The sequence below is a fragment of the uncultured Gilvimarinus sp. genome (assembly GCF_963975215.1).
Taxonomy (GTDB): Bacteria; Pseudomonadota; Gammaproteobacteria; order Pseudomonadales; family Cellvibrionaceae; genus Gilvimarinus.
Map to the genome: position 1 here is coordinate 59528 of NZ_CAXBFW010000010.1, position 22311 is coordinate 81838.

Here is a 22311-nt window from a genome sequence, read left to right on the forward strand (position 1 = left end):
TGTGGGTGTATTTACCGCAGTATTTCGGCGGTTGGGGTAGGTGCGTCGGCCGCTTTGGCCGCCCCTGAAGGAATTGGTCAAAATATTATCAGTTTTTTCTGTTTTGTTGTTGACAGGGTGCGCCCTGATCATTAAGATTGCGCCTCCATTTTGCACGGACCCTGGTGGTCTTGCCGGGATGGTTTGTTCTTTAAAGTATATGACTGGAGTTTGGTTCACATGCAGAATCAACGCATTAGGATTCGCCTGAAGGCTTTCGATCACAAGCTTATCGATTCTTCGACTCAGGAAATCGTAGAGACCGCTAAGCGAACAGGTGCCCAAGTGCGTGGCCCTATTCCTTTGCCGACTCGCAAAGAGCGCTTCACTGTATTGATTTCTCCGCACGTTAACAAAGACGCGCGCGATCAATACGAGATTCGTACACATAAGCGTTTGCTCGATATTGTTGAGCCTACTGAAAAAACTGTAGATGCCCTGATGAAGCTAGATTTGGCTGCAGGCGTTGAGGTTCAGATTAGTCTCGGTTAACAAGTAAATGTTTGACCGGGCATTCCAGTCCGGTCGTGTGTAACGCTCTGAAATGGGCGGCCATAGCGGGTAACAGCCCCGTACACTATAGAGGTTAGTAAAATGACGATTGGTATTGTCGGCCGCAAAAGCGGTATGACTCGTATATTTACCGATGATGGTGTTTCCATTCCCGTGTCTGTGATTGAGGTTTCACCCAATCGCATCACTCAGGTTAAGAATGTAGAAACCGACGGCTACAGCTCAGTGCAAGTAACCGTAGGGTCTCGTCGTGCCTCCCGTGTTAGCAAATCTGCTGCAGGTCACTTCGCTAAGTCTAATAATGAGGCTGGTCGTGGTTTGTGGGAGTTGCGCAACAACTCAGAAGAAAGTTTTGAAGCCGGTGGTGAGTTGACTGTGGCTGCTTTTGAAGCAGGCCAGATTGTCGACGTTACCGGTACCTCCAAGGGTAAAGGTTTTGCCGGTACCGTTAAGCGCTGGAACTTCAGCATGCAAGACGCTACTCACGGTAACTCTCTTTCTCACCGTGCGCCTGGTTCGATTGGTCAATGTCAAACTCCAGGTCGCGTCTTTAAGGGCAAAAAAATGTCTGGCCATATGGGTGCTGAGCGTGTAACCGTTCAAAACCTGGAAGTGGTTAGAGTTGATGCCGAACGCAATCTGCTGTTGGTCAAAGGTGCCATCCCCGGAGCTCCGGGTGGTGACGTCATTGTGCGTCCAGCAGTTAAAGCGCGCACCAACGCTTAGTTGTCCGAGGGGAAACGACCATGGAATTAAATATTGTAACTCCCGGCGGCTCCAACGGTACCTTGAAAGTATCTGAGGTGGCCTTCGGTAAAGAATTTAATCAGGACCTGGTTCACCAAGCGGTTGTCGCCTATATGGCTGGCGCCCGTCAAGGTACCAAGGCCCAGAAAACTCGCTCTGAAGTTGCTGGTGGCGGTAAAAAGCCCTGGCGTCAAAAAGGCACTGGCCGCGCCCGTGCCGGCACCATCCGCAGCCCAATTTGGCGCAGTGGTGGTGTAACGTTTGCCGCTAAGCCACGTAGCTTTGAGCAAAAGCTGAACAAGAAAATGTACCGCGCTGCACTGCGTTGCATTTTGTCTGAGCTGAACCGTCAGGATCGTCTGGTGGTGGTTGAGGATTTCGATCTGGAAACTCCTAAAACCAAAGCTCTGGTGCAAAAGTTAGGTCAATACGGCCTGTCTGAAGCGCTGGTAGTCACTGAGAATGTTAGTGAAGGCCTGTATCTGGCTTCACGCAACCTGCACAAGGTTGATGTTTGCGATGTTGCCGCAGTTAATCCGGTTAGCCTGATTCGCTTCGACAAAGTAGTTGTGACCGTGCCTGCGATGAAGAAATTCGAGGAGATCCTGGGATGAATCAAGAGCGCATTTATAAGGTCTTGTTAGGCCCTGTGGTTTCTGAGAAAGCTGCAGCTGCTGGCGAAACTGGCAATCAGGTGGTTTTTAAAGTTGCCTCTGATGCTACCAAGCTAGAAGTTAAGGCCGCTGTTCAGGCGCTGTTCGACACTAAAGTCGAGCAAGTTCGCATTTTGAACGTTAAAGGTAAAACCAAGCGTACACGCTACGGTCTCGGCAAGCGCAGTGACTGGAAAAAAGCATACGTACGCCTTGAGCAAGGTCAGGACATCGACTTTGCGGTAGCTGAGTAAGGGGACTGTTGCAATGGCTATTGTAAAACGTAAACCAACCTCGCCCGGTCGCCGCTTTGTAGTAAGCGTTGTCAGCCCGGACTTGCACAAAGGTGCGCCATACGCGCCCCTGTTGGAAAAGAAATCCAAATCCGGTGGTCGTAATAACGCCGGTCGGATTACCACTCGCCATATTGGTGGTGGTCATAAGCAACACTATCGTCTGATTGATTTTCGTCGTAACAAAGACGGAATCCCGGCGACAGTAGAGCGTATTGAATACGATCCGAACCGCACCGCGTATATTGCGCTGGTTTGTTATGCCGATGGTGAGCGTCGTTACATTATCGCTCCTAAAGGTCTGGTTGCTGGCGACAAAATCGAGTCCGGCGACGCTGCATCGATCAAAGTGGGTAACACTTTGCCGCTGCGTAACGTTCCGGTAGGTAGTGTGGTTCACTGTGTTGAGCTTAAGCCTGGCAAGGGCGCGCAAATCGCACGTTCTGCTGGTACCTCTGCCAACTTGGTTGCCCGTGATGGTGCTTATGCCACTTTGCGTCTGCGTAGCGGTGAAACCCGTCGCGTTTTGAGCGAGTGTCGCGCCACATTGGGTGAAGTATCAAACAGTGAGCACAGCTTGCGCTCATTGGGTAAGGCTGGCGCCAAACGCTGGCGCGGTGTTCGTCCGACCGTTCGTGGTGTTGCCATGAACCCGGTAGATCACCCGCACGGTGGTGGTGAAGGCCGTACTTCTGGTGGCCGTCATCCGGTTTCACCTTGGGGTACTCCGGCTAAGGGTTATAAAACGCGCAAGAACAAGCGTACCGACAAGATGATTGTTCGTCGTCGCGATAAGCGTTAATTGACGACCTAACAACCAAAAGAGGAAGCAACAGTGCCACGTTCACTGAAGAAAGGTCCTTTTATCGATCTTCACCTGATTAAGAAGATCGAAGCAGCGATCGAAAAAAATGATCGTCGCCCGATCAAAACCTGGTCTCGCCGCTCCATGATTCTTCCGGAGATGGTTGGCTTGACTCTGGCGGTACACAACGGGCGTCAACATGTGCCAGTCCTGATCAACGAAGAGATGGTTGGGCACAAACTGGGCGAGTTTGCCGCTACCCGCACCTATCGCGGTCATGCAGCAGACAAGAAAGCTAAAAAGCGCTAAGCGCTAAGTGCCTAACGAGGTAATACGATGGAAGTAGCAGCAAAGTTACGCGGTGCTCGTCTGTCGGCGCAGAAAGCGCGTTTGGTTGCAGATCAAATTCGTGGAAAAGGCGTTGAAGATGCTCTTGATATTCTGGGCTTTAGCCCGAAGAAGGGCGCTGCGATAGTTAAGAAAGTGCTTGAATCTGCTATTGCAAATGCAGAGCACAATGAAGGCGCTGATGTTGATGAGCTGAAAGTGTCTACTATTTTTGTAGACGAAGGTATGAGCATGAAACGTATCATGCCTCGCGCTAAGGGTCGTGCTGACCGCATTATCAAGCGCACTTGTCACATCACCGTAAAAGTAGCCGACCAGTAAGAGAGCAGGCGTTATGGGACAGAAAGTACATCCGACAGGTATTCGTCTGGGTATCGTCAAAAGCCATACCTCTACTTGGTATGCCGGCAGCGACGAATACGCAGATAAACTCAACACCGACCTGAAAGTGCGTGAGTACATTCAGGAAAAGCTGGCCAGTGCATCGGTTAGCCGCGTTGATATCGAGCGCCCAGCTAACACTGCGCGTATCACTATTCACACGGCTCGTCCGGGTATTGTGATCGGTAAGAAAGGTGAAGATGTTGATAAACTGCGTGCTGAAGTTAGCAAGCTAATGGGCGTGCCTGTCCATATCAATATTGAAGAGATTCGCAAGCCTGATCTGGATGCGGCTCTGGTAGCCCAGGGTGTTGCCTCTCAGCTTGAACGCCGCGTTATGTTCCGTCGCGCTATGAAGCGCGCTGTACAAAACGCCATGCGTCAAGGTGCCGAGGGTATCAAGATTCAGGTAGGTGGCCGTCTTGGAGGTGCTGAGATTGCACGCTCTGAATGGTACCGCGAAGGTCGAGTGCCGTTGCACACACTGCGTGCCGACATCGACTACAACACCGCAGAGGCGTCAACAACCTACGGGATTATTGGCGTTAAAGTTTGGATTTTCAAAGGCGAAGTTATCGGTGATGTTGAACCGGAAACGACACCTAAGAAAAAAGGCTCAAAGTCTAAGTAAGGGGTACGCAAGATGCTGCAACCGAAGCGTACGAAGTTTCGCAAGCAACAGAAAGGCCGCAACCGCGGTTTAGCCCATCGCGGCTCCAAGGTTAGCTTTGGCGACTTTGGATTAAAAGCCACGGGTCGCGGTCGCATTACAGCACGTCAAATTGAGGCGGCCCGTCGTGCAATGACCCGCCACATTAAGCGTGGTGGTAAAATTTGGATCCGAGTTTTCCCGGATAAGCCAATTACCGAAAAACCTCTGGAAGTACGTCAGGGTAAAGGTAAGGGTAACGTGGAATACTGGGTGGCACAGATTTGCCCAGGCAAAGTCCTGTATGAAATGGACGGTGTTAGTGAGGAGTTGGCCCGTGAAGCCTTCGCCTTGGCCGCGGCAAAGTTGCCTATTAATACAACATTCGTTAAACGTTCGGTGATGTGATGAAAGCTTCAGAACTCCGGGAAAAGTCCGTTGAAGAGCTGAACAACGAGTTGCTTGCACAGCTGAAAGAGCAATTCAAGCTGCGTATGCAAGCATCGACTGGTCAGTTGAACCAGACGCACTTGTTGTCGCAGGCTCGTAAAGATATTGCTCGCATCAAGACGGCGCTTAGACAAAAGGCAGGTAACTAACGATGACTCAGGCAGAAAAACTGGCTCGTACGCTGACCGGCAAAGTAGTTAGCGACAAAATGGATAAAACCATTACTGTGCTGATCGAGCGCCGTGTAAAGCACGAGCTTTATGGCAAGTACGTGAGTAAGTCATCTAAGCTTAAAGCGCATGACGAAAACAATGAGTCCAAGATGGGCGACACTGTGACTATCGCAGAGTCACGCCCGCTGTCTAAAAGCAAGTCTTGGACTTTGGTAAAAATCGAAGAGCGCGCTACAGAAATCTAAAGATTTCTAGCGACCTAAATAGTTTCGGAGACGGACGATGATTCAAACAGAATCCTACTTAGATGTAGCTGACAATAGCGGCGCTCGCCGAGTCATGTGCATCAAGGTGCTTGGCGGCTCTCACCGTCGTTACGCAGCCGTGGGTGACATCATCAAAGTTACCGTTAAGGAAGCAATTCCTCGCGGTAAAGTGAAGAAAGGCCAGGTGATGAAGGCGGTAGTAGTACGCACCAAAAAAGGTGTGCGTCGTCAGGACGGTTCATTGATCAAGTTCGACGATAACGCTGCTGTGCTACTGAACGCCCAAGATGCTCCAGTTGGTACACGTATTTTCGGACCCGTGACTCGTGAGTTGCGTGGCGAGAAATTTATGAAAATCATTTCTCTGGCACCTGAAGTACTTTAAGTACTTTGGCAGAGTCGGAGAGTCGAGGGCAGACAAATGCGCAAGATAAAACGTGATGACGAAGTAATTGTTATCGCCGGTCGCGACAAAGGTAAGCGTGGCAAAGTTGTTCGCGTTATGCCGAACGATAAAGTGATCGTTGCTGGTATCAATATCGTCAAAAAACACCAGAAGCCTAACCCGCAAATGGGCGTTCCTGGTGGGATTGTAGAGAAAGAAGCCGCTATTGATGTTTCCAATGTTGCGATTTTTAACGCAGCAACCGGAAAAGCTGATCGCATTGGCTTCAAGGTTGAAGGCGACAAGAAAGTGCGCGTCTTCAAATCCACTGGCGAAGCCGTAGGGGCGTAAGTGACATGGCTAGGCTTAAAGAGATATACAGCAAAGAGCTCGCTCCCAAACTGAAAGAAGAGTTGGGGCTGGCAAACGTAATGGAAGTGCCACGCATTACCAAGATCACCATTAACATGGGTGTTGGTGAAGCTGTGGGCGATAAGAAAGTCCTTGAAAACGCCGTTGGCGATCTGGAAAAGATTGCCGGTCAAAAGGTTGTGGTAACTAAAGCGCGCAAATCTATTGCCGGCTTTAAGATCCGTGACGGTTGGCCGATCGGTTGTAAAGTGACTTTACGCCAGGATCGTATGTACGAGTTTTTGGATCGTCTGATTTCGATCTCGATTCCACGTATTCGCGACTTCCGCGGCATCAGCCCTAAGCAATTTGACGGTCGTGGCAACTTCTCTATGGGTGTGACTGAGCAAATTATCTTCCCGGAGATCGACTACGATAAAGTCGATAAGCTGCGCGGTTTGGATATTTGTATCACCACATCTGCACGCAACGACGAAGAAGGTCGCGCTTTGTTAAAAGCGTTTAACTTCCCGTTCAAAGGCTAAGGGTAGAGACATGGCTAAAAAATCAATGATTGCGCGCGAAGCAAAACGTGCTCGTCTGGTCGAAAAGTACAGCGCTCAACGTGCTGAGCTTAAGGCGATTGTTTCGAGCCCTGCTTCATCTGAAGAGCAAGTGTGGGAAGCGCAAGCTAAACTGCAAAAACTGCCACGTGACGCCAGTGCCTCTCGTCAGCGTAACCGCTGTCGTGTAACTGGTCGCCCACACGGCGTTTATCGTAAGTTTGGTCTTTGCCGCCACAAGTTGCGCGAAGCAGCTATGCGCGGTGATGTCCCGGGTCTGGTTAAGTCGAGCTGGTAAGCTCAAGACCCATATATAGGAGCAGATTCAGATGAGTATGCAAGATCCGTTAGCAGATATGCTGACCCGCATTCGTAATGCGCTGCAAGTTGGTAAGACTGACGTCACCATGCCATCTTCAAAACTGAAAGTAAGTGTTGCCAAGGTTTTGGAAGAAGAAGGTTACGTTACTGGTCACACCGTAAGCGAAGGCCCTAAAGCCGACCTGACGATTGACCTGAAGTATTTTGAAGGCAAGCCGGTTATCGCTGAACTCGTTCGCGTTAGTCGCCCCGGTTTGCGCAATTACGCTGGTAAAACCGAGCTGCCGAGTGTTCGCAACGGCCTGGGTGTTGCCATCGTTTCGACAAGTAAAGGTGTTATGACTGATCGTGCTGCCCGCGCCGCTGGCGTTGGTGGTGAAGTCCTCTGCACAGTATTCTAACGGGAAGAACCATGTCACGAGTTGCAAACAGTCCGGTTGAAGTGCCTGCTGCAGTTAATGTCACCCTGAATGGGCAAGACCTTAGCTTAAAAGGCAGCAAGGGCACGTTGGCGCTGACAATTCACGAGCAAGTTGAAGTTAAACAGGACGAAAATGTTCTGCGCTTCATCGCCCGTGACGGCGCCAAGCAGTCCATCGCGTTGGCAGGCACCATGCGTGCCCTGGTCGGTAACATGATGCACGGCGTAACTGAAGGCTTCGAGAAGAAGCTGCAGTTAGTCGGTGTTGGTTATCGTGCCAAAGCTGAAGGAAAAACTGTAAACCTGTCTTTGGGTTTCTCTAACCCTGTTAACTTCACTCTCCCAGAGGGTGTAACAGTGGAAACTCCAAGCCAGACCGATATCGTACTTAAGAGCGCTGATAAGCAGCTGCTCGGTCAGGTAGCTGCGGAAATTCGCAGCCTGCGTCCACCAGAGCCTTATAAAGGTAAAGGTGTTCGTTTTGCCGACGAGCAAGTACGTCGTAAAGAAGCTAAGAAGAAGTAAGGGCTAGGTTATGAGCGATAAGAAGCAATCTCGTCTTCGCCGTGCGCGCCGTGCCCGTGCCAAGATTCGTGAGTTGGGTGCTAACCGTTTAAGCGTTTACCGCACCCCACGTCACATATATGCGCAAATCATCGCGCAAGATGGCGCGAGTGTTCTGGCAAGTGCGTCTACACTGGACAAGTCACTGCGTAGCGGTAAAACCGGTAACGCAGAAGCCGCTAAAGCCGTTGGCGAGTTGATCGCCGAGCGTGCCAAAGCCGCCGGTATCACCCAGGTGGCCTTTGATCGTAGCGGTTTCAAATATCACGGTCGCGTAAAGGCATTAGCCGATGCCGCGCGTGAAGCTGGTTTGGAATTCTAAGGGTAAAGACATGGCTTTTACTAAGAAAGATGACAGCAACAACGAAGGCTTCCAGGAAAAACTGGTTCAGGTCAATCGTGTTGCCAAAACTGTTAAAGGTGGCCGTATCTTTGCCTTCACCGCGCTGACTGTTGTTGGTGACGGTAACGGTAAAGTCGGCTTTGGTCGCGGTAAAGCGCGCGAAGTGCCAGTAGCTATTCAAAAAGCTATGGAAGCAGCTCGCCGTAATATGATCTCTGTAGATCTAAACGGTGATACACTGCAGTACGCCACTAAGGGTCGCCACGGCGCCTCTAAGGTTTACATGCAGCCAGCTTCTCAAGGTACCGGTGTTATTGCCGGTGGTGCGATGCGTTCAGTACTTGAAATTGCCGGTGTACAGAACGTTCTGGCTAAGTGCTACGGTTCTACCAATCCTGTAAACGTAGTTCGCGCTACGTTCCAGGCGCTCAAGTCAATGGCCTCTCCGGAGTCTGTTGCAGCTAAGCGCGGTAAGAGCGTAGAAGATATTCTGAACTAATTGGCATTGTCCGATTACTAGACAGCGGTATACGAGCATGGCTAAGAAAATGATTAAAGTGACTCAGCTGAAGAGTACCGCAGGCCGACTGAAGAACCATAAGGCTTGTGTTACTGGTTTAGGGCTGCGTCGCATCGGTCACACTGTAGAGGTTGAAGATACTCCATCTACGCGTGGCATGATTAATACTGTGAACTATCTGATTAAGGTAGAGGGAGAATAACATGCGTCTTAATACGCTGAGTCCCGCTCCAGGTAGCACCCATAGCAAGAAGCGTGTTGGCCGTGGTATCGGTAGTGGTCTGGGTAAGACTGCTGGCCGGGGTCACAAAGGTCTGAAATCACGCTCTGGCGGCAGTGTTGCTCCGGGCTTTGAAGGCGGTCAGATGCCTTTGCAAAAACGCTTGCCGAAGTATGGCTTTAGCTCACGTATCGGCCGCGTTACTGCGGAAGTGCGCTTGAACGAGCTGAACCTTATCGAAGGCGAAGTAGTAGATCTGGAAACCTTGAAGCAAGCTGACGTGATCGGCTCGCAAATCAAGCGTGCTAAGATCTTTGCTTCAGGCGAAGTGAAAAAAGCCGTTACAGTGAAAGGTATTGCTGTAACAAAAGGCGCCAAAGCTGCCATTGAAGCGGCCGGCGGTAAAGTCGAAGAGTAAGAGGTGCCAATGGCAACTCCCGGTAATCTGCCGTTAGCAAATCAAAAAGGGTTGGGCGAGCTTTGGGCTCGCCTTCGTTTTCTGTTTTTGGCAATCGTGGTTTACCGTATCGGTACCCACATTCCAGTTCCGGGTCTCGACCCGGAGCGAATTGCCGATCTGTTTAATCAGAATCAGGGAACGGTGCTAGGCCTGTTTAATATGTTCTCGGGCGGTGCCCTTGAGCGTATGAGTATTCTTGCACTGGGTATTTTCCCTTACATTTCAGCGTCGATTATCATGCAGTTGATGACCGCCGTTACTCCTTCGCTGGAGCAGCTGAAAAAAGAGGGTGATGCGGGTCGTCGCAAGATTAACCAATACACTCGCTACGGTACTGTGATTCTCGCAACCGTTCAGGCGATGGCAATGGCGGTTAGCTTTTCCGGTTTCGCCTATGGTGGTGAGCCAGGATTCGCTTTTTACTTTATTGCAGTTACCTCACTGGTTACCGGCGCAGTCTTTATGATGTGGTTGGGTGAGCAGGTAACCGAGCGCGGTATTGGTAATGGTATATCCATGCTGATCTTCGCCGGTATCGTTGCGGGCTTCCCCACGGCGATTGGTGCAGCGTTTGAAAGCGCACGCCAGGGTGACTTACACATTTTGATGTTGTTGGTTATTGCGGTTGTAGCTATGGCGGTAATCTGGGCGATTGTCCGGATCGAGCGTGGCCAGCGTCGCATTACAGTGAACTACGCTAAGCGTCAGCAGGGTCGTCAGGCCTACGCGGCTCAGACTAGCCACTTGCCTCTCAAGATCAACATGGCGGGTGTTATTCCGGCGATCTTCGCCAGCTCGATTTTGCTGTTCCCTGCTTCTATCGCGCAGTGGTTTGGTGAGGGCGGTGAAGGTGTTGTGAGTAACTTCTTGCAGGACTTTGCCTTGGCGATTGGCCCAGGCCAGCCTTTGAACATTATTTTGTTCACCGGTTTGATTGCATTCTTCTGCTTCTTTTACACGGCGTTGATGTTTAACCCAAAAGAAGTAGCTGACAACCTGAAAAAATCAGGTGCTTATATTCCGGGGATTCGTCCCGGCGAGCAATCAGCCAAGTATATCGATAGCGTTCTAACCCGGTTGACTGTGGTTGGCGCCATCTATATGTCGGTAGTGTGTTTGATGCCCCAGTTCTTGGTGGTGGCCTTTAATGTGCCATTCTACCTAGGCGGCACTTCACTGCTCATTGTAGTAGTGGTAGTGATGGACTTTATGTCTCAGGTTCAATCTCACTTGATGTCCCATCAGTATGAATCACTGATGAAGAAATCAAACTTAAAGGGATACGGCAGCGGCAACGCTCGCTAATCCCGGTTTTAAGGGTAGGATCATGAAAGTTCGTGCTTCTGTTAAAAAGATTTGCCGCAACTGCAAAATGGTACGTCGTAACGGTGTTTTGCGAGTAATTTGCAACGCCGAGCCACGCCACAAGCAGCGTCAAGGCTAAGCAAGACAATCAGGCAGCCACTGGTTGCCGATTGGCCAGAGAAGGTGGCATAATATGCCGCCTTTTCTGTCAGCTGAAACACTAAAGGTTTATCTCGGCTGGCTTGCACAATAGGGGGCGTTGACTGTCGTCTGGTGAGAAATCGCCAGGCTATTGCTTTTTTGTGTTTTTACCGCTATCCTTGCGCGCCTTTTTACCATGGTGCGTCGGGGTGGTGTAATTTCACGTCAACGCTGCAATTTTAGAGTTACTGGAGTAATTTGAATGGCCCGTATTGCTGGTGTAAACATACCAGACCATAAACACGCGGTTATATCCCTGACTTATATCTATGGGGTAGGCCGGACCACTGCCAAGCAGATTTGTGCTGCTACAGGCATTGCGGAAGATACCAAAATTGGCTCGCTGAGCGAAGACCAGGTGGATCAGATCCGTAATGAGTTGGGCAAGTTCACCGTAGAAGGTGACCTGCGTCGTGTTGTGTCTATGAACATTAAACGTCTGATGGATTTGGGATGCTACCGTGGCTTGCGCCACCGCCGTAGTCTGCCGCTCCGTGGTCAACGTACTAAGACTAACGCACGTACCCGCAAAGGTCCGCGTAAACCAATTAAGCGTTAATTCGCTGGTTTTCGCTCACATTCAAGTACGGTAACAACAGTTAGGAAGAGAATTGCTATGGCCAAGCCAGGTAATAAAGCTACGACCAAAAAGAAGGTCAAAAAGCAGGTTGCGGATGGTGTTGCACACATCCATGCTTCTTTTAACAACACGATCGTTACGATCACCGACCGCCAGGGTAATACCCTGACTTGGGCAACTTCAGGTGGCTCAGGTTTCCGCGGTTCACGTAAAAGCACCCCGTTCGCCGCTCAGGTAGCAGCAGAGCGCGCTGGTGAAGCCGCTAAAGAGTACGGCTTGAAGAACCTTGACGTGGAAGTAAAAGGCCCAGGGCCCGGCCGCGAGTCTGCCGTGCGCGCCCTGAATAACGTTGGTTATAAAATTACCAACATCACAGACGTGACGCCGATACCACACAATGGCTGTCGTCCGCCGAAAAAACGTCGAGTGTAAGGGGGCAAACTAATGGCACGTTATATTGGACCAACTTGTAAACTGTCCCGTCGCGAAGGTACTGACCTCTTTCTTAAGAGTGGTGCGCGCGCGCTGGATTCAAAGTGTAAACTGGAAACCGCTCCTGGCCAGCACGGTCAGCGTCGCGGACGCCTGTCTGATTACGGCATCCAGTTGCGCGAGAAACAAAAAGTACGTCGCACCTATGGCGTTCTGGAGAAGCAGTTCCGTGGCTACTACAAAGAAGCCGCTCGTCGTAAAGGCGCGACTGGTGAGAACCTGCTGAAATTGCTGGAATGTCGCTTGGATAACGTGGTTTACCGCATGGGCTTTGGCGCTACTCGCGCAGAAGCACGTCAGTTGGTATCTCACAAAGGCATTACCGTTAACGGCCAAACCGTTAACATCGCTTCTTTTCAGGTAGCGGAAGGTGATGTAGTTGCGGTTCGCGAAAAGGCTAAAAACCAGCTGCGCATCCAGAATGCTTTGACCTTATCGGGTCAGCGCGCTGATGTTGAGTGGGTTGAAGTTAACGCTGACAAGAAGGAAGGCACCTATAAGCGCGTTCCTGATCGCAGCGACTTGCCGGCTGAGATCAACGAAAACCTTATCGTAGAGCTTTACTCCAAGTAAGGGATTAACCGTTAACAGGTGTGGCTATGCAGACTGCAGTAAACGAATTTTTGACTCCGCGTCATATCGACGTTACCGAAAACAGCCCAACTCACGCGCGAGTTGTGCTGGAACCGCTGGAGCGTGGTTTTGGACATACTTTGGGCAATGCGTTGCGTCGTATTTTGCTTTCATCAATGGCCGGTTGTGCCGTTACTGAAGTAGAAATCGATGGTGTGTTGCACGAGTATAGTGATATCGAGGGGGTCCGTGAGGACGTCATCGAGATCCTGCTGAACCTCAAAGGCGTTGCCGTGGTAATGCACGGTAAAGATCAAGCCGTACTGACGCTGACCAAAAAAGGTCCGGGTGTTGTGACTGCGGGTGATATTCAGGTTGACCACGACATCGAGGTGAAAAACCCCGAGCACGTGATTGCCAATATCACTGGTGACACTACTTTGACCATGCGTTTGACGGTTGCCCGCGGCCGCGGTTATCAGCCTGCTGATGCTCGCCGCCAGGAAGAAGACGAAAGTCGTGCTATTGGTCGCCTCCAGCTGGATGCGTCTTATAGCCCCGTTCGTCGTGTTGCTTACAGCGTTGAAAGCGCTCGGGTTGAGCAGCGCACTGACCTGGATAAACTGATTTTGGATCTGGAAACCAACGGTACCATTGATCCTGAAGAAGCTATCCGTCGTGCCGCTACCATCCTGCAGCAGCAGTTGGCGGTGTTTGTTGATCTGGAAGGCGAAAAACTGTCACAACCGGAAGAAAAAGAAGAGGCGATTGACCCTGTTCTGTTGCGTCCGGTAGATGATTTAGAGCTGACCGTACGTTCGGCAAACTGCCTGAAAGCGGAAAATATCTACTACATCGGCGATCTGATTCAGCGCACAGAAGTTGAGCTGTTGAAGACCCCGAACCTGGGTAAAAAGTCTCTGACCGAGATTAAAGATGTATTGGCCTCTCGTGGCCTTTCGCTCGGTATGCGTTTAGAAAACTGGCCTCCGGCTAGCCTGCGCAACGAAGACTGATTAATAGACCGTCCCGCGCGTTGCGCGGGCTAACGCGATTGCTGTGAAGCAATCATAAGTGAAGGATTTAGCGTCATGCGTCATCGTCATAGTGGCCGTCAACTGAATCGTAACAGTTCACATCGCAAAGCCATGTTTCGCAATATGACCGCGTCACTGGTTGAGCACGAACTGATTAAGACTACCTTGCCTAAGGCCAAAGAGCTGCGTCGTTTTGCCGAGCCTTTGATCACCTTAGCTAAGAAAGACAGCGTTGCAAATCGCCGTTTGGCATTTGCCCGTCTGCGCAACCCTAAAGCTGTAGGTAAGCTGTTTGCCGAGCTGGGTCCACGTTACGAGAGTCGTCCAGGTGGTTACCTGCGTATTCTTAAGTGTGGCCTGCGTTCTGGTGACAAAGCAACCATGGCTTACGTTGAGCTGATGGATCGCCCTGTTACAGGTGCAGTTGAAGAAGCGGTCGAAGCCGAGTAAATACTGGCTTTATCGTTATACGCAAAAAAGCCGGCTTGCCGGCTTTTTTGCGTTTTTGTATTTGTAGCTTTGCGTAAAAAGTGCGTCAGATTGCTCGCTACATTAGTTATCCCGGCCATGAGGCTGTTTAAGGTCGAGCATTGGCCCCTGGGGCACAATAGCCGTCGGGTTGATCATGGTGTGGCTGCGGTAATAGTGGCCTTTGATGTGCTCAAAATTTACCGTCTCGGCCACTCCCGGCCACTGGTAAAGCTCGCGGGTAAAGGCCCAGAGGTTTGGGTAGTCGACAATGCGTTTTAAGTTGCATTTAAAATGCCCGTGATACACCGCATCAAAGCGTATTAGCGTGGTAAACAGTCGCCAGTCGGCCTCGGTTATTTGATCGCCGGCTAAGTAGCGCTCTTTACTTAAGCGCTCCTCTAGGTCATCTAGCGTATCAAAAAGTGTTATTACGGCCTCGTTGTAAGCCTCTTGCTCTGTGGCAAAACCGGCTTTGTACACGCCGTTGTTGACGTTGTGATACACCGCATTATTGACGTCATCAATTCGGCCTTGTAGCGCTTCGGGGTAATAGTCACCCTCGATGGCTCCGAGCTGATCAAACGCCGAATTTAATATCCGGATGATGTCCGCAGACTCGTTATTAACGATGCATTCGCGCTGTTTGTCCCAAAGTACCGGCACGGTTACCCGACCGCTATAGGTGGGGTTGTCCCGCGTGTATAGATCGTGTAAAAAGCCCGAGTTATAGAGTCTGTCACCGGTCACGTCACTGCCCGGGGCGAAGGTCCAGCCGTTTTCGCGCATCAGTGGGTTAACCACCGACACCTCAATCATATCCTCAAGACCCTTAAGAGCCCGCATAATTAAACTGCGGTGAGCCCAGGGGCACGCGAGCGACACATACAGATGATAGCGCCCGGCCTCGGCTTTAAACCCAGAGTCGCCGGTGGGGCCGGCGCTGCCGTCAGGTGTAATCCAGTGGCGATACTGTGATTCACTGCGTACAAACTTGCCGCCTGAAGCTTTGGTGTCGTACCACTTGTCGTGCCATTGTCCGTCGATCAGTAAACCCATAAAACCTCCATTGCCTCGCCACATGGGGCGTTTAGTATGCTTTAAGTCGGTATAGGTTAGCGCGTGGAAGGCTTGAAAAACACCGGGCAAGTGCTCGGCTAATGATTGAATAAATCGATAGATGTGCGCATACAAAAAAGGCGGCCCATGTGGGCCGCCTTTTACTACCAGATGCGCCAGAGTTACAGGGCGTTGATGATCTGGTTGAGAGTGCCGCTGGCACGCATCGCGGCTGCGGTTTTAACGTCATCGGTCTGGTAGTAGCCACCGATGTCTACAGGCTTGCCCTGTGCGTCGTTTAGTTCGCCGATAATGGCTTGCTCGTTGGCGGCCATCTCGTTGGCGACTTTGCTAAAGCGTGCCTGCAGGTCGGCGTCGTCGGTCTGTGCGGCCAGAGCCTCAGCCCAATAAAGCGCCAGGTAAAAGTGACTGCCGCGGTTATCGATTTCGCCAACTTTGCGCGACGGTGACTTGTTGTTGTCGAGGAATTTACCGGTGGCTTTATCCAGCGCATCACCCAGGACTTTGGCTTTCGGGTTGTTATTAACCTGACCAAAGTGTTCCAGTGAGGCCGCCAGAGCCAAAAATTCTCCCAGTGAGTCCCAGCGCAGGTGACCTTCTTCGGTGAACTGCTCGACGTGCTTAGGAGCAGAGCCGCCGGCGCCGGTTTCAAACAATCCGCCGCCGTTCATCAGAGGCACAATAGACAGCATCTTGGCGCTGGTGCCCAGCTCCAGGATGGGGAACAAATCGGTGAGGTAGTCGCGCAATACATTACCGGTGACCGAGATAGTGTCTTCGCCGTCTTTGGCACGTTGCAATGTTACGCGAGTTGCCTCTACCGGTGCCAGGATGCGAATGTCCAGGCCATCGGTGTCGTGCTCGGGCAGATAGGCGTTAACTTTTTTGATCAGCTCGGCGTCGTGGGCGCGGTTTTCGTCCAGCCAGAAAATAGCAGGGCTGCCAGTGGCACGGGCGCGGTTCACGGCAAGTTTGACCCAGTCTTTGATCGGCGCGTCTTTTACCTGACAGGCGCGGAACAGGTCGCCTTGCTCTACCGGCTGCTCCAGCAGGGTGTTGCCGTCGGCGTCGATAACACGCACGGTGCCGCTGCCGGACATCTCAAAGGTTTTGTCGTGCGAGCCGTATTCTTCGGCTTTTTGCGCCATCAGGCCAACGTTAGGCACGCTGCCCATGGTGGTTGGGTCGAAGGCACCGTTCTCTTTACAGAAATCGATGGTTTCGGCGTAAACACCGGCATAACAGCGGTCTGGAATAGTGTACTTGGTATCCTGCAGATTGCCTTCTGGGCCCCACATCTTGCCTGACGAGCGAATTGCCGCCGGCATAGAGGCGTCGATGATGACATCGTTAGGTACGTGCAGGTTGGTGATACCTTTGTCCGAGTTCACCATGGCCATTTCTGGGCCCGCGGCGTAAACGGCTTTGATGTCGGCCTCGATGGCTTCGCGCTTCTCGGCAGGCAATTTTTGGATATTGGCCAGCACGTCGGCGAAACCGTAAGTGGGGTCTACCCCCAGCTCTTTAAATTCGGCGCTGTATTTTTCGAACAAATCTTTAAAGAAAACGCTGACAGCGTGGCCAAAGATGATGGGGTCCGAGACCTTCATCATGGTGGCTTTCATGTGCAGTGAGAACAGCACGCCTTGCTCTTTGGCATCGCCAATGGCTTCTGCCAGGAACGAGCGCAGCGAGCTCGCGCTCATCACGGCGGCATCGACAATCTCACCCGCTTGCAGGGCCAGGCCGTCTTTTAATACTTGCTTGCTGCCATCGGCTTTTTCAAACTCGATTTTGGCGGTAGTGGCGGCGGGCAGGGTGACTGACTTTTCACTGCCAAAGAAATCGCCTTCGCTCATGTGCGATACATGAGACTTAGAATCTTTCGACCAGGCACCCATAGAGTGCGGGTTTTTGCGCGCGTAGGCTTTTACCGACGGTGGGGCGCGGCGGTCTGAGTTACCCTCACGCAGTACCGGGTTTACCGCGCTGCCTTTGATTTTGTCGTAGCGGCCGGCGATGTCTTTTTCTTCATCGGTGCTGGGCTCGGCGGGGTAGTTGGGCAGAGCGTAGCCTTTATCTTGCAGCTCTTTAATGGCTTCTTTCAGCTGTGGGATGGAGGCGCTGATGTTGGGAAGCTTGATGATATTGGCTTGGGGGGGTTTGGCCAGCTCGCCCAACTCGGCCAGTGCGTCGCCCTGGCGCTGATCTTCTGTTAGGTACTCGGGGAAGGCGGCGATAATACGGCCTGCCAAAGAGATGTCTTTTAACTCTACACCCACGCCAGAGACTTGGGTAAACGCCTCGATAATAGGCAGCAAAGACTGTGTGGCAAGCGCTGGGGCTTCGTCGGTCTTGGTGTAGATGATTTTGGAGTCTGATGTAGCCATTCTTTTACCTATGGTTTTAAGAGGGTATCTTCAGAGGCCGGGCGGGTACTGCTTGCAAGCGGGGACGACTGAAAACTTCAGCCAGGTACGGATAAGTGCCTTCCCGTGCAAGTGCCACCAACCCTTTATCGGCAGCTTTTGGCCGCCAATCAATTCGGCACACAAGCCTCTGCATTGGAGGAGGCGGCATTATACCAGCTCGAACACGTCTGGAGTAGATGTGCCCGAGCGGTAAACAATACCGCCGGCAGCCTCTCGCCGGGGTCAAACACCGTTAGCCATTGCGAGCTTTGGCCCGCTCTTGGGAAATTTTAAGCATTGGCGCCAAAAATTGTCCGGTGTAAGACTTTTTAACCTTGGTGATATCTTCAGGCGTACCGGTGGCTATTATCTGACCGCCACCGCTGCCGCCTTCGGGGCCCAAGTCGATAACCCAGTCGGCGGTTTTCACCACATCCAGGTTGTGTTCAATCACCACCACGGTATTGCCGTGGTCGCGTAGCCGCTGTAGCACCGTCAGTAGTAGCTGAATGTCGGCAAAGTGTAACCCCGTGGTGGGTTCGTCGAGAATATAAAGCGTTTTGCCGGTATCGCGCTTGGATAGCTCTTTGGCCAGCTTAACCCGCTGCGCTTCACCGCCCGAGAGTGTGGTGGCCGCTTGCCCTAAGCGAATGTAAGACAGGCCCACATCCATGAGCGTTTGCAGTTTTTTGGCGATCGCCGGGATGGCGTCAAAGAACTCGCGGGCGTCTTCGACGGTTAAATCCAGCACCTCGTGAATGTTTTTGCCTTTGTATTTCACCTCGAGGGTTTCGCGGTTATAGCGCTTGCCTTTGCAAATATCGCAGGGCACAAACACATCGGGTAGAAAATGCATCTCGACTTTGGTGACGCCATCGCCCTGGCACGCCTCACAGCGGCCGCCTTTGACATTAAAGCTAAAGCGCCCGGCTTTGTAGCCGCGTGAACGGGCCTCGGGGGTGCCGGCAAACAGCTCGCGCGCTGGGGTAAAAATACCGGTGTAAGTGGCCGGGTTAGAGCGCGGCGTGCGGCCGATAGGGCTTTGATCGATATCGACACATTTATCAAAAAACGCCATGCCCTCGATGCTGTCAAACGGGGCCGGTTTTAAGGTGGTTGCGCCATTAAGCTCGGTGGCGGCCACCGGGTGCAAAGTGGCGTTAATCAGGGTGGATTTACCCGAGCCGGATACCCCGGTAACGCAGGTCATCAGGCCCACGGGTAGCTCGAGGTTAACGTTTTTTAAGTTGTTGCCGCGCGCGCCCAGCAGTTTGAGCATTTGCTTGGGGTCGACGGGGGTGCGCTTGGCCGGTATCGCGATTTCCTTGGCGCCGCTCAGGTACTGCCCGGTCAGGGATTTCTCGCTGGCCATAATGTCATCGACGGTGCCCTCGGCGATCACTTCGCCACCGTGAACGCCGGCGCCGGGGCCAATATCAATCACATGGTCGGCCAGGCGAATGGCGTCTTCGTCGTGCTCGACCACAATAACCGTATTGCCCAGGTCCCGCAGGTGGGTCAAGGTGGCCAGCAGGCGCTCGTTGTCGCGCTGGTGTAAACCAATCGAGGGCTCATCCAGAATATACATAACCCCTACCAGCCCGGCGCCAATCTGGCTGGCCAGCCGAATACGCTGCGCCTCGCCGCCCGATAAGGTGTCGGCGCTGCGGTTAAGGGTGAGGTAGTTAAGGCCCACGTCGACCAAAAAGCTAAACCGCTCGCGTAACTCTTTTAAGATTTTATCGGCAATACCCGCGCGCGAGCCGGTAAAAGTAAGGCTGCTAAAGTATTGATGCGCCTCGCCCACGGGTAGCTCGGTAATCTGCGGCAGGGTGCGCTCGTCGACAAATACATTGCGTGCCTCTAGCCGCAAGCGTGCGCCTTTGCACGAGGGGCAGGGCTGGGTCGAGAGAAATTTCGCCAGCTCCTCGCGCACCGATGACGATTCGGTATCGCGGTAGCGCCGCTCCAGGTTGGGTATCACCCCTTCAAAGATGTGAGTGCGTTGGATGACATCGCCGCGCTCGTTGACATAGTTAAAGGTGATTACATCGTCGCCCGAGCCCTCAAGCACCGCGCGCTGGTGCTCCTTGTTGAGGTCTTGCCAGGGGGTGTCCACTTCGAAACCGTAGTGTTTGGCGATGGAGGTGAGCATATGAAAATAGTAAATATTGCGTTTGTCCCAGCCGCGAATAGCGCCTTGCGCTAGCGATGCCTCGGGAAACAGCACAACCTTGCTCTCGTCAAAAAACTGCTTAATACCCAGGCCGTCACAGGTGGGGCAGGCGCCGGCGGGGTTATTAAACGAAAACAGCCGTGGCTCCAGCTCGCTCAAACTGTAGTCACACACCGGGCAGGCGTGTTTCGCCGAGAAAATGCGGTCGGGCTGTTCGCCGTCCATATCGCTGATGCCGGCCAGCCCCTCGGACAAGTTAAGCGCTGTTTCAAACGACTCGGCCAGGCGTACCTGTAGGTCCTCGCGCACTTTAAAGCGGTCTACCACCACATCGATGGAGTGTTTTTTCTTTTTATCCAGCTTGGGCGCATCGTCCAGGTCGACCAGTAGGCCGTCGATGCGGGCGCGGATAAACCCCTCTCGCTTTAAATGATCGAGGGTATGTAAGTGCTCACCTTTACGGTCGCGCACGATAGGCGCCAGCAGCATCAATTTACTGCCCTCGGGCAGGGCCAGCACGGTATCGACCATCTCGCTCACGGTTTGTGCCGCCAGTGGTTGCCCGTGCACCGGGCAGCGCGGCTCGCCCACCCGGGCAAACAACAGGCGCAAATAATCGTAGATCTCGGTGATAGTCCCAACGGTGGAGCGCGGGTTATGGGAGGTGGATTTTTGCTCGATGGAGATCGCCGGGCTCAAGCCCTCCACGTGATCCACATCGGGTTTTTCCATCATCGACAAAAACTGCCGGGCATAGGTAGACAGAGATTCGACGTAGCGGCGCTGGCCCTCGGCGTAGAGGGTATCAAACGCCAGCGATGACTTGCCCGAGCCCGACAGGCCAGTAACCACTACCAGTTTATCGCGGGGTATATCCAGGTCGATATTTTTGAGGTTGTGGGTGCGCGCGCCGCGAACGTAAATCGTATCCAATCTATATCACCTGTTGGGGCTCAAGTTGCCCCTTTGCCTAAAAACTCACCATTATACGTTATTTGGCAGTGCTAATCGGCCCCGGCGGGCGATAAAGCTTTGCTACTGATTGGCAAACGCGTTTTGCTTCGCGCTGTGGTAAAATTCGCCGCTTTTACCAAGCAGGATTTCTTGTGTCCGAGCCTACCGCCTCTTTTGAGCGCCGCGTTGTGATGGCGCTGTCTTCGCTTTATGCATTCCGTATGCTCGGTTTGTTTATGGTGCTGCCAGTGCTCACCCTGTATGGCGATGCCTACAGTGGCGCGACGCCGGCATTGCTGGGGCTGGCGCTGGGTGCCTACGGCTTTAGTCAGGCGCTGCTGCAAATCCCCTTTGGCATGTTGTCTGATCGTATTGGCCGCAAGCCCGTTATTGTCGGTGGCCTGCTGATTTTTGTGCTGGGTAGCGTCGTTGCCGCTCAGGCCGATACCGTGTACGAGCTGGTGCTCGGGCGTATTTTGCAGGGTGGCGGTGCCATTGCCAGCGCGGTGATGGCCATGGTGACCGATTTAACCGCCGACGAAAATCGCACCAAAGCCATGGCCAGTATCGGCGCCTCGATTGGGGTGTCGTTTGCATTGGCCCTGGTGATTGGCCCGGCTTTAGCGGGTATCGGCGGGTTAGGGCTTATTTTTTGGGTGACCGCCGCCCTCGGCTTGGTGGGTGTTTACATCATTATTTATCAGGTGCCGGCGGTCAGCCATGGGGCCAGCGCGGCGCGGCGGCGCGAGACGGGCGCGGTACCGGCACTGTTGGCTAAAACCCTACGCAACCCCGAGCTGCTGCGCCTTGATGTCGGTATTTTTGCCCTGCACTGTGTACTCACGGCAAGCTTTGTGGTGTTGCCCGGCGTATTGGCGAGTTCGTTGGGCGTGGCGAGAGCGCACCACTGGGTGATTTACCTGCCACTGTTAGTGGGCTCGTTTATCGCCATGCTGCCCTTTATTATCATCGCCGAAAAGCGCCGTAAAATGAAGCGCGTGTTTTTGGCGGCTATCGGGCTGTTGGCGGGTGCGTTGCTCTGGCTGGTAGTCACGCCGCAAACACTGCTGTGGTGGTTGCCGGGGCTATTTGCCTTTTTTATGGCCTTTAACCTGCTAGAGGCAACGCTGCCGTCGCTGGTGAGCAAGCTGGCCCCGGCAGGCTCCAAAGGCACCGCCACGGGTATTTACTCCACTGCACAGTTCCTAGGGGCCTTTACCGGCGGGGTGGCCGGTGGCGCATTGCTGCAGTGGCAGAGTGCGCAATTTGTGTTGGCGGCAGGCGCGGCGCTGGTAGCCTTGTGGTGGCTTATCGCTCGCCCAATGACGCCGCCGCGTTATTTGGCCAGCATGCTCCTGCCGCTTAACGGCTGCGACCCGGCCAAAGTTAGCGATACGCTCACGCAAATCGACGGTGTGGCTGAGGTTGTGGTCGTGCCCGACGAATCAATGGTCTATCTAAAAGTCGACGCTCAGAAAGTGGAGCGCGAACAAATACTGGCCGCTATGGCCAGCCAATAAGCTCGCTGGTGCTGATGCGCCAGACGTGACAAACTAGCGGATTACTGCG

The 22311-nt window shown here is 52.8% G+C and carries 32 protein-coding genes; 29 read left to right on the top strand and 3 right to left on the bottom strand.

All coding sequences use genetic code 11. From position 1 onward, the window contains the following. The first annotated feature begins 219 nt into the window (after positions 1 to 219). From rpsJ to rplQ, 28 genes are all read left to right on the top strand, one after another. Complete coding sequence (rpsJ, locus tag AAC019_RS08890; protein WP_020210111.1) at positions 220 to 531, top strand: 30S ribosomal protein S10; 312 nt, start codon at positions 220 to 222, stop codon at positions 529 to 531. A gap of 102 nt (positions 532 to 633) precedes the next feature. Next, a complete protein-coding gene (gene rplC / locus AAC019_RS08895; protein WP_339898408.1) occupies positions 634 to 1278 on the top strand; it encodes a 50S ribosomal protein L3 in 645 nt (214 codons plus the stop codon). Positions 1279 to 1298: 20 nt separating this feature from the next. Further along, entirely contained in the window at positions 1299 to 1913 is a 615-nt protein-coding gene (gene rplD / locus AAC019_RS08900; protein WP_041522371.1) for a 50S ribosomal protein L4, read from the top strand. Continuing rightward, entirely contained in the window at positions 1910 to 2206 is a 297-nt protein-coding gene (gene rplW / locus AAC019_RS08905) for a 50S ribosomal protein L23 (RefSeq protein WP_041522372.1), read from the top strand. Before rplD ends, rplW begins: the two co-directional genes overlap by 4 nt. A gap of 13 nt (positions 2207 to 2219) precedes the next feature. Beyond that, positions 2220 to 3047: a 50S ribosomal protein L2 gene (gene rplB / locus AAC019_RS08910; protein WP_339898411.1), complete on the top strand. Its 828-nt coding sequence runs from the start codon at positions 2220 to 2222 to the stop codon at positions 3045 to 3047. 33 nt (positions 3048 to 3080) lie between these two features. Next, the gene (gene rpsS, locus AAC019_RS08915) at positions 3081 to 3359 is read left to right on the top strand and encodes a 30S ribosomal protein S19 (protein WP_339898413.1); all 279 of its coding nucleotides are present in this window, start codon (positions 3081 to 3083) and stop codon (positions 3357 to 3359) included. 27 nt (positions 3360 to 3386) lie between these two features. After that, entirely contained in the window at positions 3387 to 3719 is a 333-nt protein-coding gene (rplV, locus tag AAC019_RS08920) for a 50S ribosomal protein L22 (RefSeq protein ID WP_041522375.1), read from the top strand. Between the two features lie 13 nt (positions 3720 to 3732). Then, complete coding sequence (rpsC, locus tag AAC019_RS08925) at positions 3733 to 4410, top strand: 30S ribosomal protein S3 (RefSeq protein WP_339898415.1); 678 nt, start codon at positions 3733 to 3735, stop codon at positions 4408 to 4410. 12 nt (positions 4411 to 4422) lie between these two features. Continuing rightward, entirely contained in the window at positions 4423 to 4836 is a 414-nt protein-coding gene (rplP, locus tag AAC019_RS08930) for a 50S ribosomal protein L16 (RefSeq protein WP_041522377.1), read from the top strand. Then, positions 4836 to 5027 (top strand): 50S ribosomal protein L29, encoded by a 192-nt coding sequence (rpmC, locus tag AAC019_RS08935; protein ID WP_041522378.1) that lies wholly within the window; start codon positions 4836 to 4838, stop codon positions 5025 to 5027. The genes rplP and rpmC overlap by 1 nt, the downstream gene beginning before the upstream one ends. Before the next feature lie 2 nt (positions 5028 to 5029). After that, positions 5030 to 5296 carry a 30S ribosomal protein S17 gene (gene rpsQ / locus AAC019_RS08940; protein ID WP_041522379.1) on the top strand — a complete coding sequence of 89 codons (267 nt, stop codon included), beginning with the start codon at positions 5030 to 5032 and terminating at the stop codon, positions 5294 to 5296. A 37-nt stretch (positions 5297 to 5333) separates the two neighbouring features. Continuing rightward, on the top strand, positions 5334 to 5702 hold the full coding sequence (rplN, locus tag AAC019_RS08945) for a 50S ribosomal protein L14 (protein ID WP_041522380.1): 369 nt from the start codon (positions 5334 to 5336) through the stop codon (positions 5700 to 5702). Positions 5703 to 5738: 36 nt separating this feature from the next. Beyond that, the gene (gene rplX, locus AAC019_RS08950; RefSeq protein ID WP_041522381.1) at positions 5739 to 6053 is read left to right on the top strand and encodes a 50S ribosomal protein L24; all 315 of its coding nucleotides are present in this window, start codon (positions 5739 to 5741) and stop codon (positions 6051 to 6053) included. Between the two features lie 5 nt (positions 6054 to 6058). Further along, positions 6059 to 6598, top strand: a complete 540-nt coding sequence (gene rplE / locus AAC019_RS08955; RefSeq protein WP_041522382.1) for a 50S ribosomal protein L5 — start codon at positions 6059 to 6061, stop codon at positions 6596 to 6598. Between the two features lie 10 nt (positions 6599 to 6608). After that, on the top strand, positions 6609 to 6914 hold the full coding sequence (gene rpsN / locus AAC019_RS08960; protein WP_041522383.1) for a 30S ribosomal protein S14: 306 nt from the start codon (positions 6609 to 6611) through the stop codon (positions 6912 to 6914). A gap of 31 nt (positions 6915 to 6945) precedes the next feature. Continuing rightward, a complete protein-coding gene (gene rpsH / locus AAC019_RS08965; RefSeq protein WP_041522384.1) occupies positions 6946 to 7338 on the top strand; it encodes a 30S ribosomal protein S8 in 393 nt (130 codons plus the stop codon). 11 nt (positions 7339 to 7349) lie between these two features. Continuing rightward, a complete protein-coding gene (gene rplF, locus AAC019_RS08970; RefSeq protein ID WP_339898419.1) occupies positions 7350 to 7883 on the top strand; it encodes a 50S ribosomal protein L6 in 534 nt (177 codons plus the stop codon). A 10-nt stretch (positions 7884 to 7893) separates the two neighbouring features. After that, positions 7894 to 8244 carry a 50S ribosomal protein L18 gene (gene rplR / locus AAC019_RS08975; RefSeq protein WP_041522386.1) on the top strand — a complete coding sequence of 117 codons (351 nt, stop codon included), beginning with the start codon at positions 7894 to 7896 and terminating at the stop codon, positions 8242 to 8244. 10 nt (positions 8245 to 8254) lie between these two features. Further along, positions 8255 to 8764 (top strand): 30S ribosomal protein S5, encoded by a 510-nt coding sequence (gene rpsE / locus AAC019_RS08980; protein WP_041522387.1) that lies wholly within the window; start codon positions 8255 to 8257, stop codon positions 8762 to 8764. A gap of 37 nt (positions 8765 to 8801) precedes the next feature. Further along, on the top strand, positions 8802 to 8987 hold the full coding sequence (gene rpmD / locus AAC019_RS08985; protein WP_041522388.1) for a 50S ribosomal protein L30: 186 nt from the start codon (positions 8802 to 8804) through the stop codon (positions 8985 to 8987). 1 nt (position 8988) lies between these two features. Then, entirely contained in the window at positions 8989 to 9423 is a 435-nt protein-coding gene (rplO, locus tag AAC019_RS08990) for a 50S ribosomal protein L15 (protein ID WP_041522389.1), read from the top strand. A 9-nt stretch (positions 9424 to 9432) separates the two neighbouring features. Beyond that, the gene (gene secY / locus AAC019_RS08995; protein ID WP_041522390.1) at positions 9433 to 10770 is read left to right on the top strand and encodes a preprotein translocase subunit SecY; all 1338 of its coding nucleotides are present in this window, start codon (positions 9433 to 9435) and stop codon (positions 10768 to 10770) included. A 22-nt stretch (positions 10771 to 10792) separates the two neighbouring features. Further along, positions 10793 to 10909: a 50S ribosomal protein L36 gene (gene rpmJ, locus AAC019_RS09000; protein WP_020210089.1), complete on the top strand. Its 117-nt coding sequence runs from the start codon at positions 10793 to 10795 to the stop codon at positions 10907 to 10909. A gap of 264 nt (positions 10910 to 11173) precedes the next feature. After that, complete coding sequence (gene rpsM / locus AAC019_RS09005; protein ID WP_339898420.1) at positions 11174 to 11530, top strand: 30S ribosomal protein S13; 357 nt, start codon at positions 11174 to 11176, stop codon at positions 11528 to 11530. Positions 11531 to 11587: 57 nt separating this feature from the next. Then, on the top strand, positions 11588 to 11983 hold the full coding sequence (gene rpsK / locus AAC019_RS09010) for a 30S ribosomal protein S11 (RefSeq protein WP_041522392.1): 396 nt from the start codon (positions 11588 to 11590) through the stop codon (positions 11981 to 11983). A gap of 12 nt (positions 11984 to 11995) precedes the next feature. Next, positions 11996 to 12616 (top strand): 30S ribosomal protein S4, encoded by a 621-nt coding sequence (gene rpsD / locus AAC019_RS09015; RefSeq protein WP_041522393.1) that lies wholly within the window; start codon positions 11996 to 11998, stop codon positions 12614 to 12616. A 26-nt stretch (positions 12617 to 12642) separates the two neighbouring features. Next, a complete protein-coding gene (rpoA, locus tag AAC019_RS09020) occupies positions 12643 to 13632 on the top strand; it encodes a DNA-directed RNA polymerase subunit alpha (RefSeq protein WP_041522394.1) in 990 nt (329 codons plus the stop codon). A 75-nt stretch (positions 13633 to 13707) separates the two neighbouring features. After that, positions 13708 to 14103, top strand: coding sequence for a 50S ribosomal protein L17 (gene rplQ / locus AAC019_RS09025; RefSeq protein WP_339898421.1), 396 nt, complete (start codon positions 13708 to 13710; stop codon positions 14101 to 14103). A gap of 102 nt (positions 14104 to 14205) precedes the next feature. On the opposite strand, the gene AAC019_RS09030 is transcribed toward rplQ, so the two are convergent. The 3 genes from AAC019_RS09030 to uvrA form a co-directional block, all read right to left on the bottom strand. Continuing rightward, on the bottom strand, positions 14206 to 15180 hold the full coding sequence (locus AAC019_RS09030; RefSeq protein WP_339898422.1) for a glutathione S-transferase family protein: 975 nt from the start codon (positions 15178 to 15180) through the stop codon (positions 14206 to 14208). Between the two features lie 182 nt (positions 15181 to 15362). After that, on the bottom strand, positions 15363 to 17591 hold the full coding sequence (locus AAC019_RS09035) for an NADP-dependent isocitrate dehydrogenase (RefSeq protein WP_339898423.1): 2229 nt from the start codon (positions 17589 to 17591) through the stop codon (positions 15363 to 15365). Between the two features lie 274 nt (positions 17592 to 17865). Beyond that, positions 17866 to 20721, bottom strand: coding sequence for an excinuclease ABC subunit UvrA (gene uvrA / locus AAC019_RS09040; protein WP_339898425.1), 2856 nt, complete (start codon positions 20719 to 20721; stop codon positions 17866 to 17868). Positions 20722 to 20894: 173 nt separating this feature from the next. On the opposite strand from uvrA, the gene AAC019_RS09045 reads away from it, so the two are divergent. Then, the gene (locus AAC019_RS09045; protein WP_339898426.1) at positions 20895 to 22262 is read left to right on the top strand and encodes an MFS transporter; all 1368 of its coding nucleotides are present in this window, start codon (positions 20895 to 20897) and stop codon (positions 22260 to 22262) included. Positions 22263 to 22311 lie beyond the last annotated feature (49 nt).

Excerpts from the sequence above, each read along its gene's own strand:
- rplX (WP_041522381.1), top strand. The coding sequence starts at position 5,739 with ATGCGCAAGATAAAACGTGATGACGAAGTAATTGTTATCGCCGGTCGC.
- rpoA (WP_041522394.1), top strand. The coding sequence starts at position 12,643 with ATGCAGACTGCAGTAAACGAATTTTTGACTCCGCGTCATATCGACGTT.
- rplN (WP_041522380.1), top strand. The coding sequence starts at position 5,334 with ATGATTCAAACAGAATCCTACTTAGATGTAGCTGACAATAGCGGCGCT.
- rplV (WP_041522375.1), top strand. The coding sequence starts at position 3,387 with ATGGAAGTAGCAGCAAAGTTACGCGGTGCTCGTCTGTCGGCGCAGAAA.
- rplP (WP_041522377.1), top strand. The coding sequence starts at position 4,423 with ATGCTGCAACCGAAGCGTACGAAGTTTCGCAAGCAACAGAAAGGCCGC.
- rpsD (WP_041522393.1), top strand. The coding sequence starts at position 11,996 with ATGGCACGTTATATTGGACCAACTTGTAAACTGTCCCGTCGCGAAGGT.
- rpmJ (WP_020210089.1), top strand. The coding sequence starts at position 10,793 with ATGAAAGTTCGTGCTTCTGTTAAAAAGATTTGCCGCAACTGCAAAATG.
- rplW (WP_041522372.1), top strand. The coding sequence starts at position 1,910 with ATGAATCAAGAGCGCATTTATAAGGTCTTGTTAGGCCCTGTGGTTTCT.
- rplQ (WP_339898421.1), top strand. The coding sequence starts at position 13,708 with ATGCGTCATCGTCATAGTGGCCGTCAACTGAATCGTAACAGTTCACAT.
- rpsQ (WP_041522379.1), top strand. The coding sequence starts at position 5,030 with ATGACTCAGGCAGAAAAACTGGCTCGTACGCTGACCGGCAAAGTAGTT.
- rplF (WP_339898419.1), top strand. The coding sequence starts at position 7,350 with ATGTCACGAGTTGCAAACAGTCCGGTTGAAGTGCCTGCTGCAGTTAAT.
- rpmC (WP_041522378.1), top strand. The coding sequence starts at position 4,836 with ATGAAAGCTTCAGAACTCCGGGAAAAGTCCGTTGAAGAGCTGAACAAC.
- rplE (WP_041522382.1), top strand. The coding sequence starts at position 6,059 with ATGGCTAGGCTTAAAGAGATATACAGCAAAGAGCTCGCTCCCAAACTG.
- rpsN (WP_041522383.1), top strand. The coding sequence starts at position 6,609 with ATGGCTAAAAAATCAATGATTGCGCGCGAAGCAAAACGTGCTCGTCTG.
- AAC019_RS09030 (WP_339898422.1), bottom strand. The coding sequence starts at position 15,180 with ATGGGTTTACTGATCGACGGACAATGGCACGACAAGTGGTACGACACC.
- rpsC (WP_339898415.1), top strand. The coding sequence starts at position 3,733 with ATGGGACAGAAAGTACATCCGACAGGTATTCGTCTGGGTATCGTCAAA.
- rpsM (WP_339898420.1), top strand. The coding sequence starts at position 11,174 with ATGGCCCGTATTGCTGGTGTAAACATACCAGACCATAAACACGCGGTT.
- rplB (WP_339898411.1), top strand. The coding sequence starts at position 2,220 with ATGGCTATTGTAAAACGTAAACCAACCTCGCCCGGTCGCCGCTTTGTA.
- rpsH (WP_041522384.1), top strand. The coding sequence starts at position 6,946 with ATGAGTATGCAAGATCCGTTAGCAGATATGCTGACCCGCATTCGTAAT.
- secY (WP_041522390.1), top strand. The coding sequence starts at position 9,433 with ATGGCAACTCCCGGTAATCTGCCGTTAGCAAATCAAAAAGGGTTGGGC.
- rplD (WP_041522371.1), top strand. The coding sequence starts at position 1,299 with ATGGAATTAAATATTGTAACTCCCGGCGGCTCCAACGGTACCTTGAAA.
- rplR (WP_041522386.1), top strand. The coding sequence starts at position 7,894 with ATGAGCGATAAGAAGCAATCTCGTCTTCGCCGTGCGCGCCGTGCCCGT.
- rpsE (WP_041522387.1), top strand. The coding sequence starts at position 8,255 with ATGGCTTTTACTAAGAAAGATGACAGCAACAACGAAGGCTTCCAGGAA.
- rplC (WP_339898408.1), top strand. The coding sequence starts at position 634 with ATGACGATTGGTATTGTCGGCCGCAAAAGCGGTATGACTCGTATATTT.
- rpmD (WP_041522388.1), top strand. The coding sequence starts at position 8,802 with ATGGCTAAGAAAATGATTAAAGTGACTCAGCTGAAGAGTACCGCAGGC.
- rpsK (WP_041522392.1), top strand. The coding sequence starts at position 11,588 with ATGGCCAAGCCAGGTAATAAAGCTACGACCAAAAAGAAGGTCAAAAAG.
- AAC019_RS09035 (WP_339898423.1), bottom strand. The coding sequence starts at position 17,591 with ATGGCTACATCAGACTCCAAAATCATCTACACCAAGACCGACGAAGCC.
- rpsJ (WP_020210111.1), top strand. The coding sequence starts at position 220 with ATGCAGAATCAACGCATTAGGATTCGCCTGAAGGCTTTCGATCACAAG.
- rplO (WP_041522389.1), top strand. The coding sequence starts at position 8,989 with ATGCGTCTTAATACGCTGAGTCCCGCTCCAGGTAGCACCCATAGCAAG.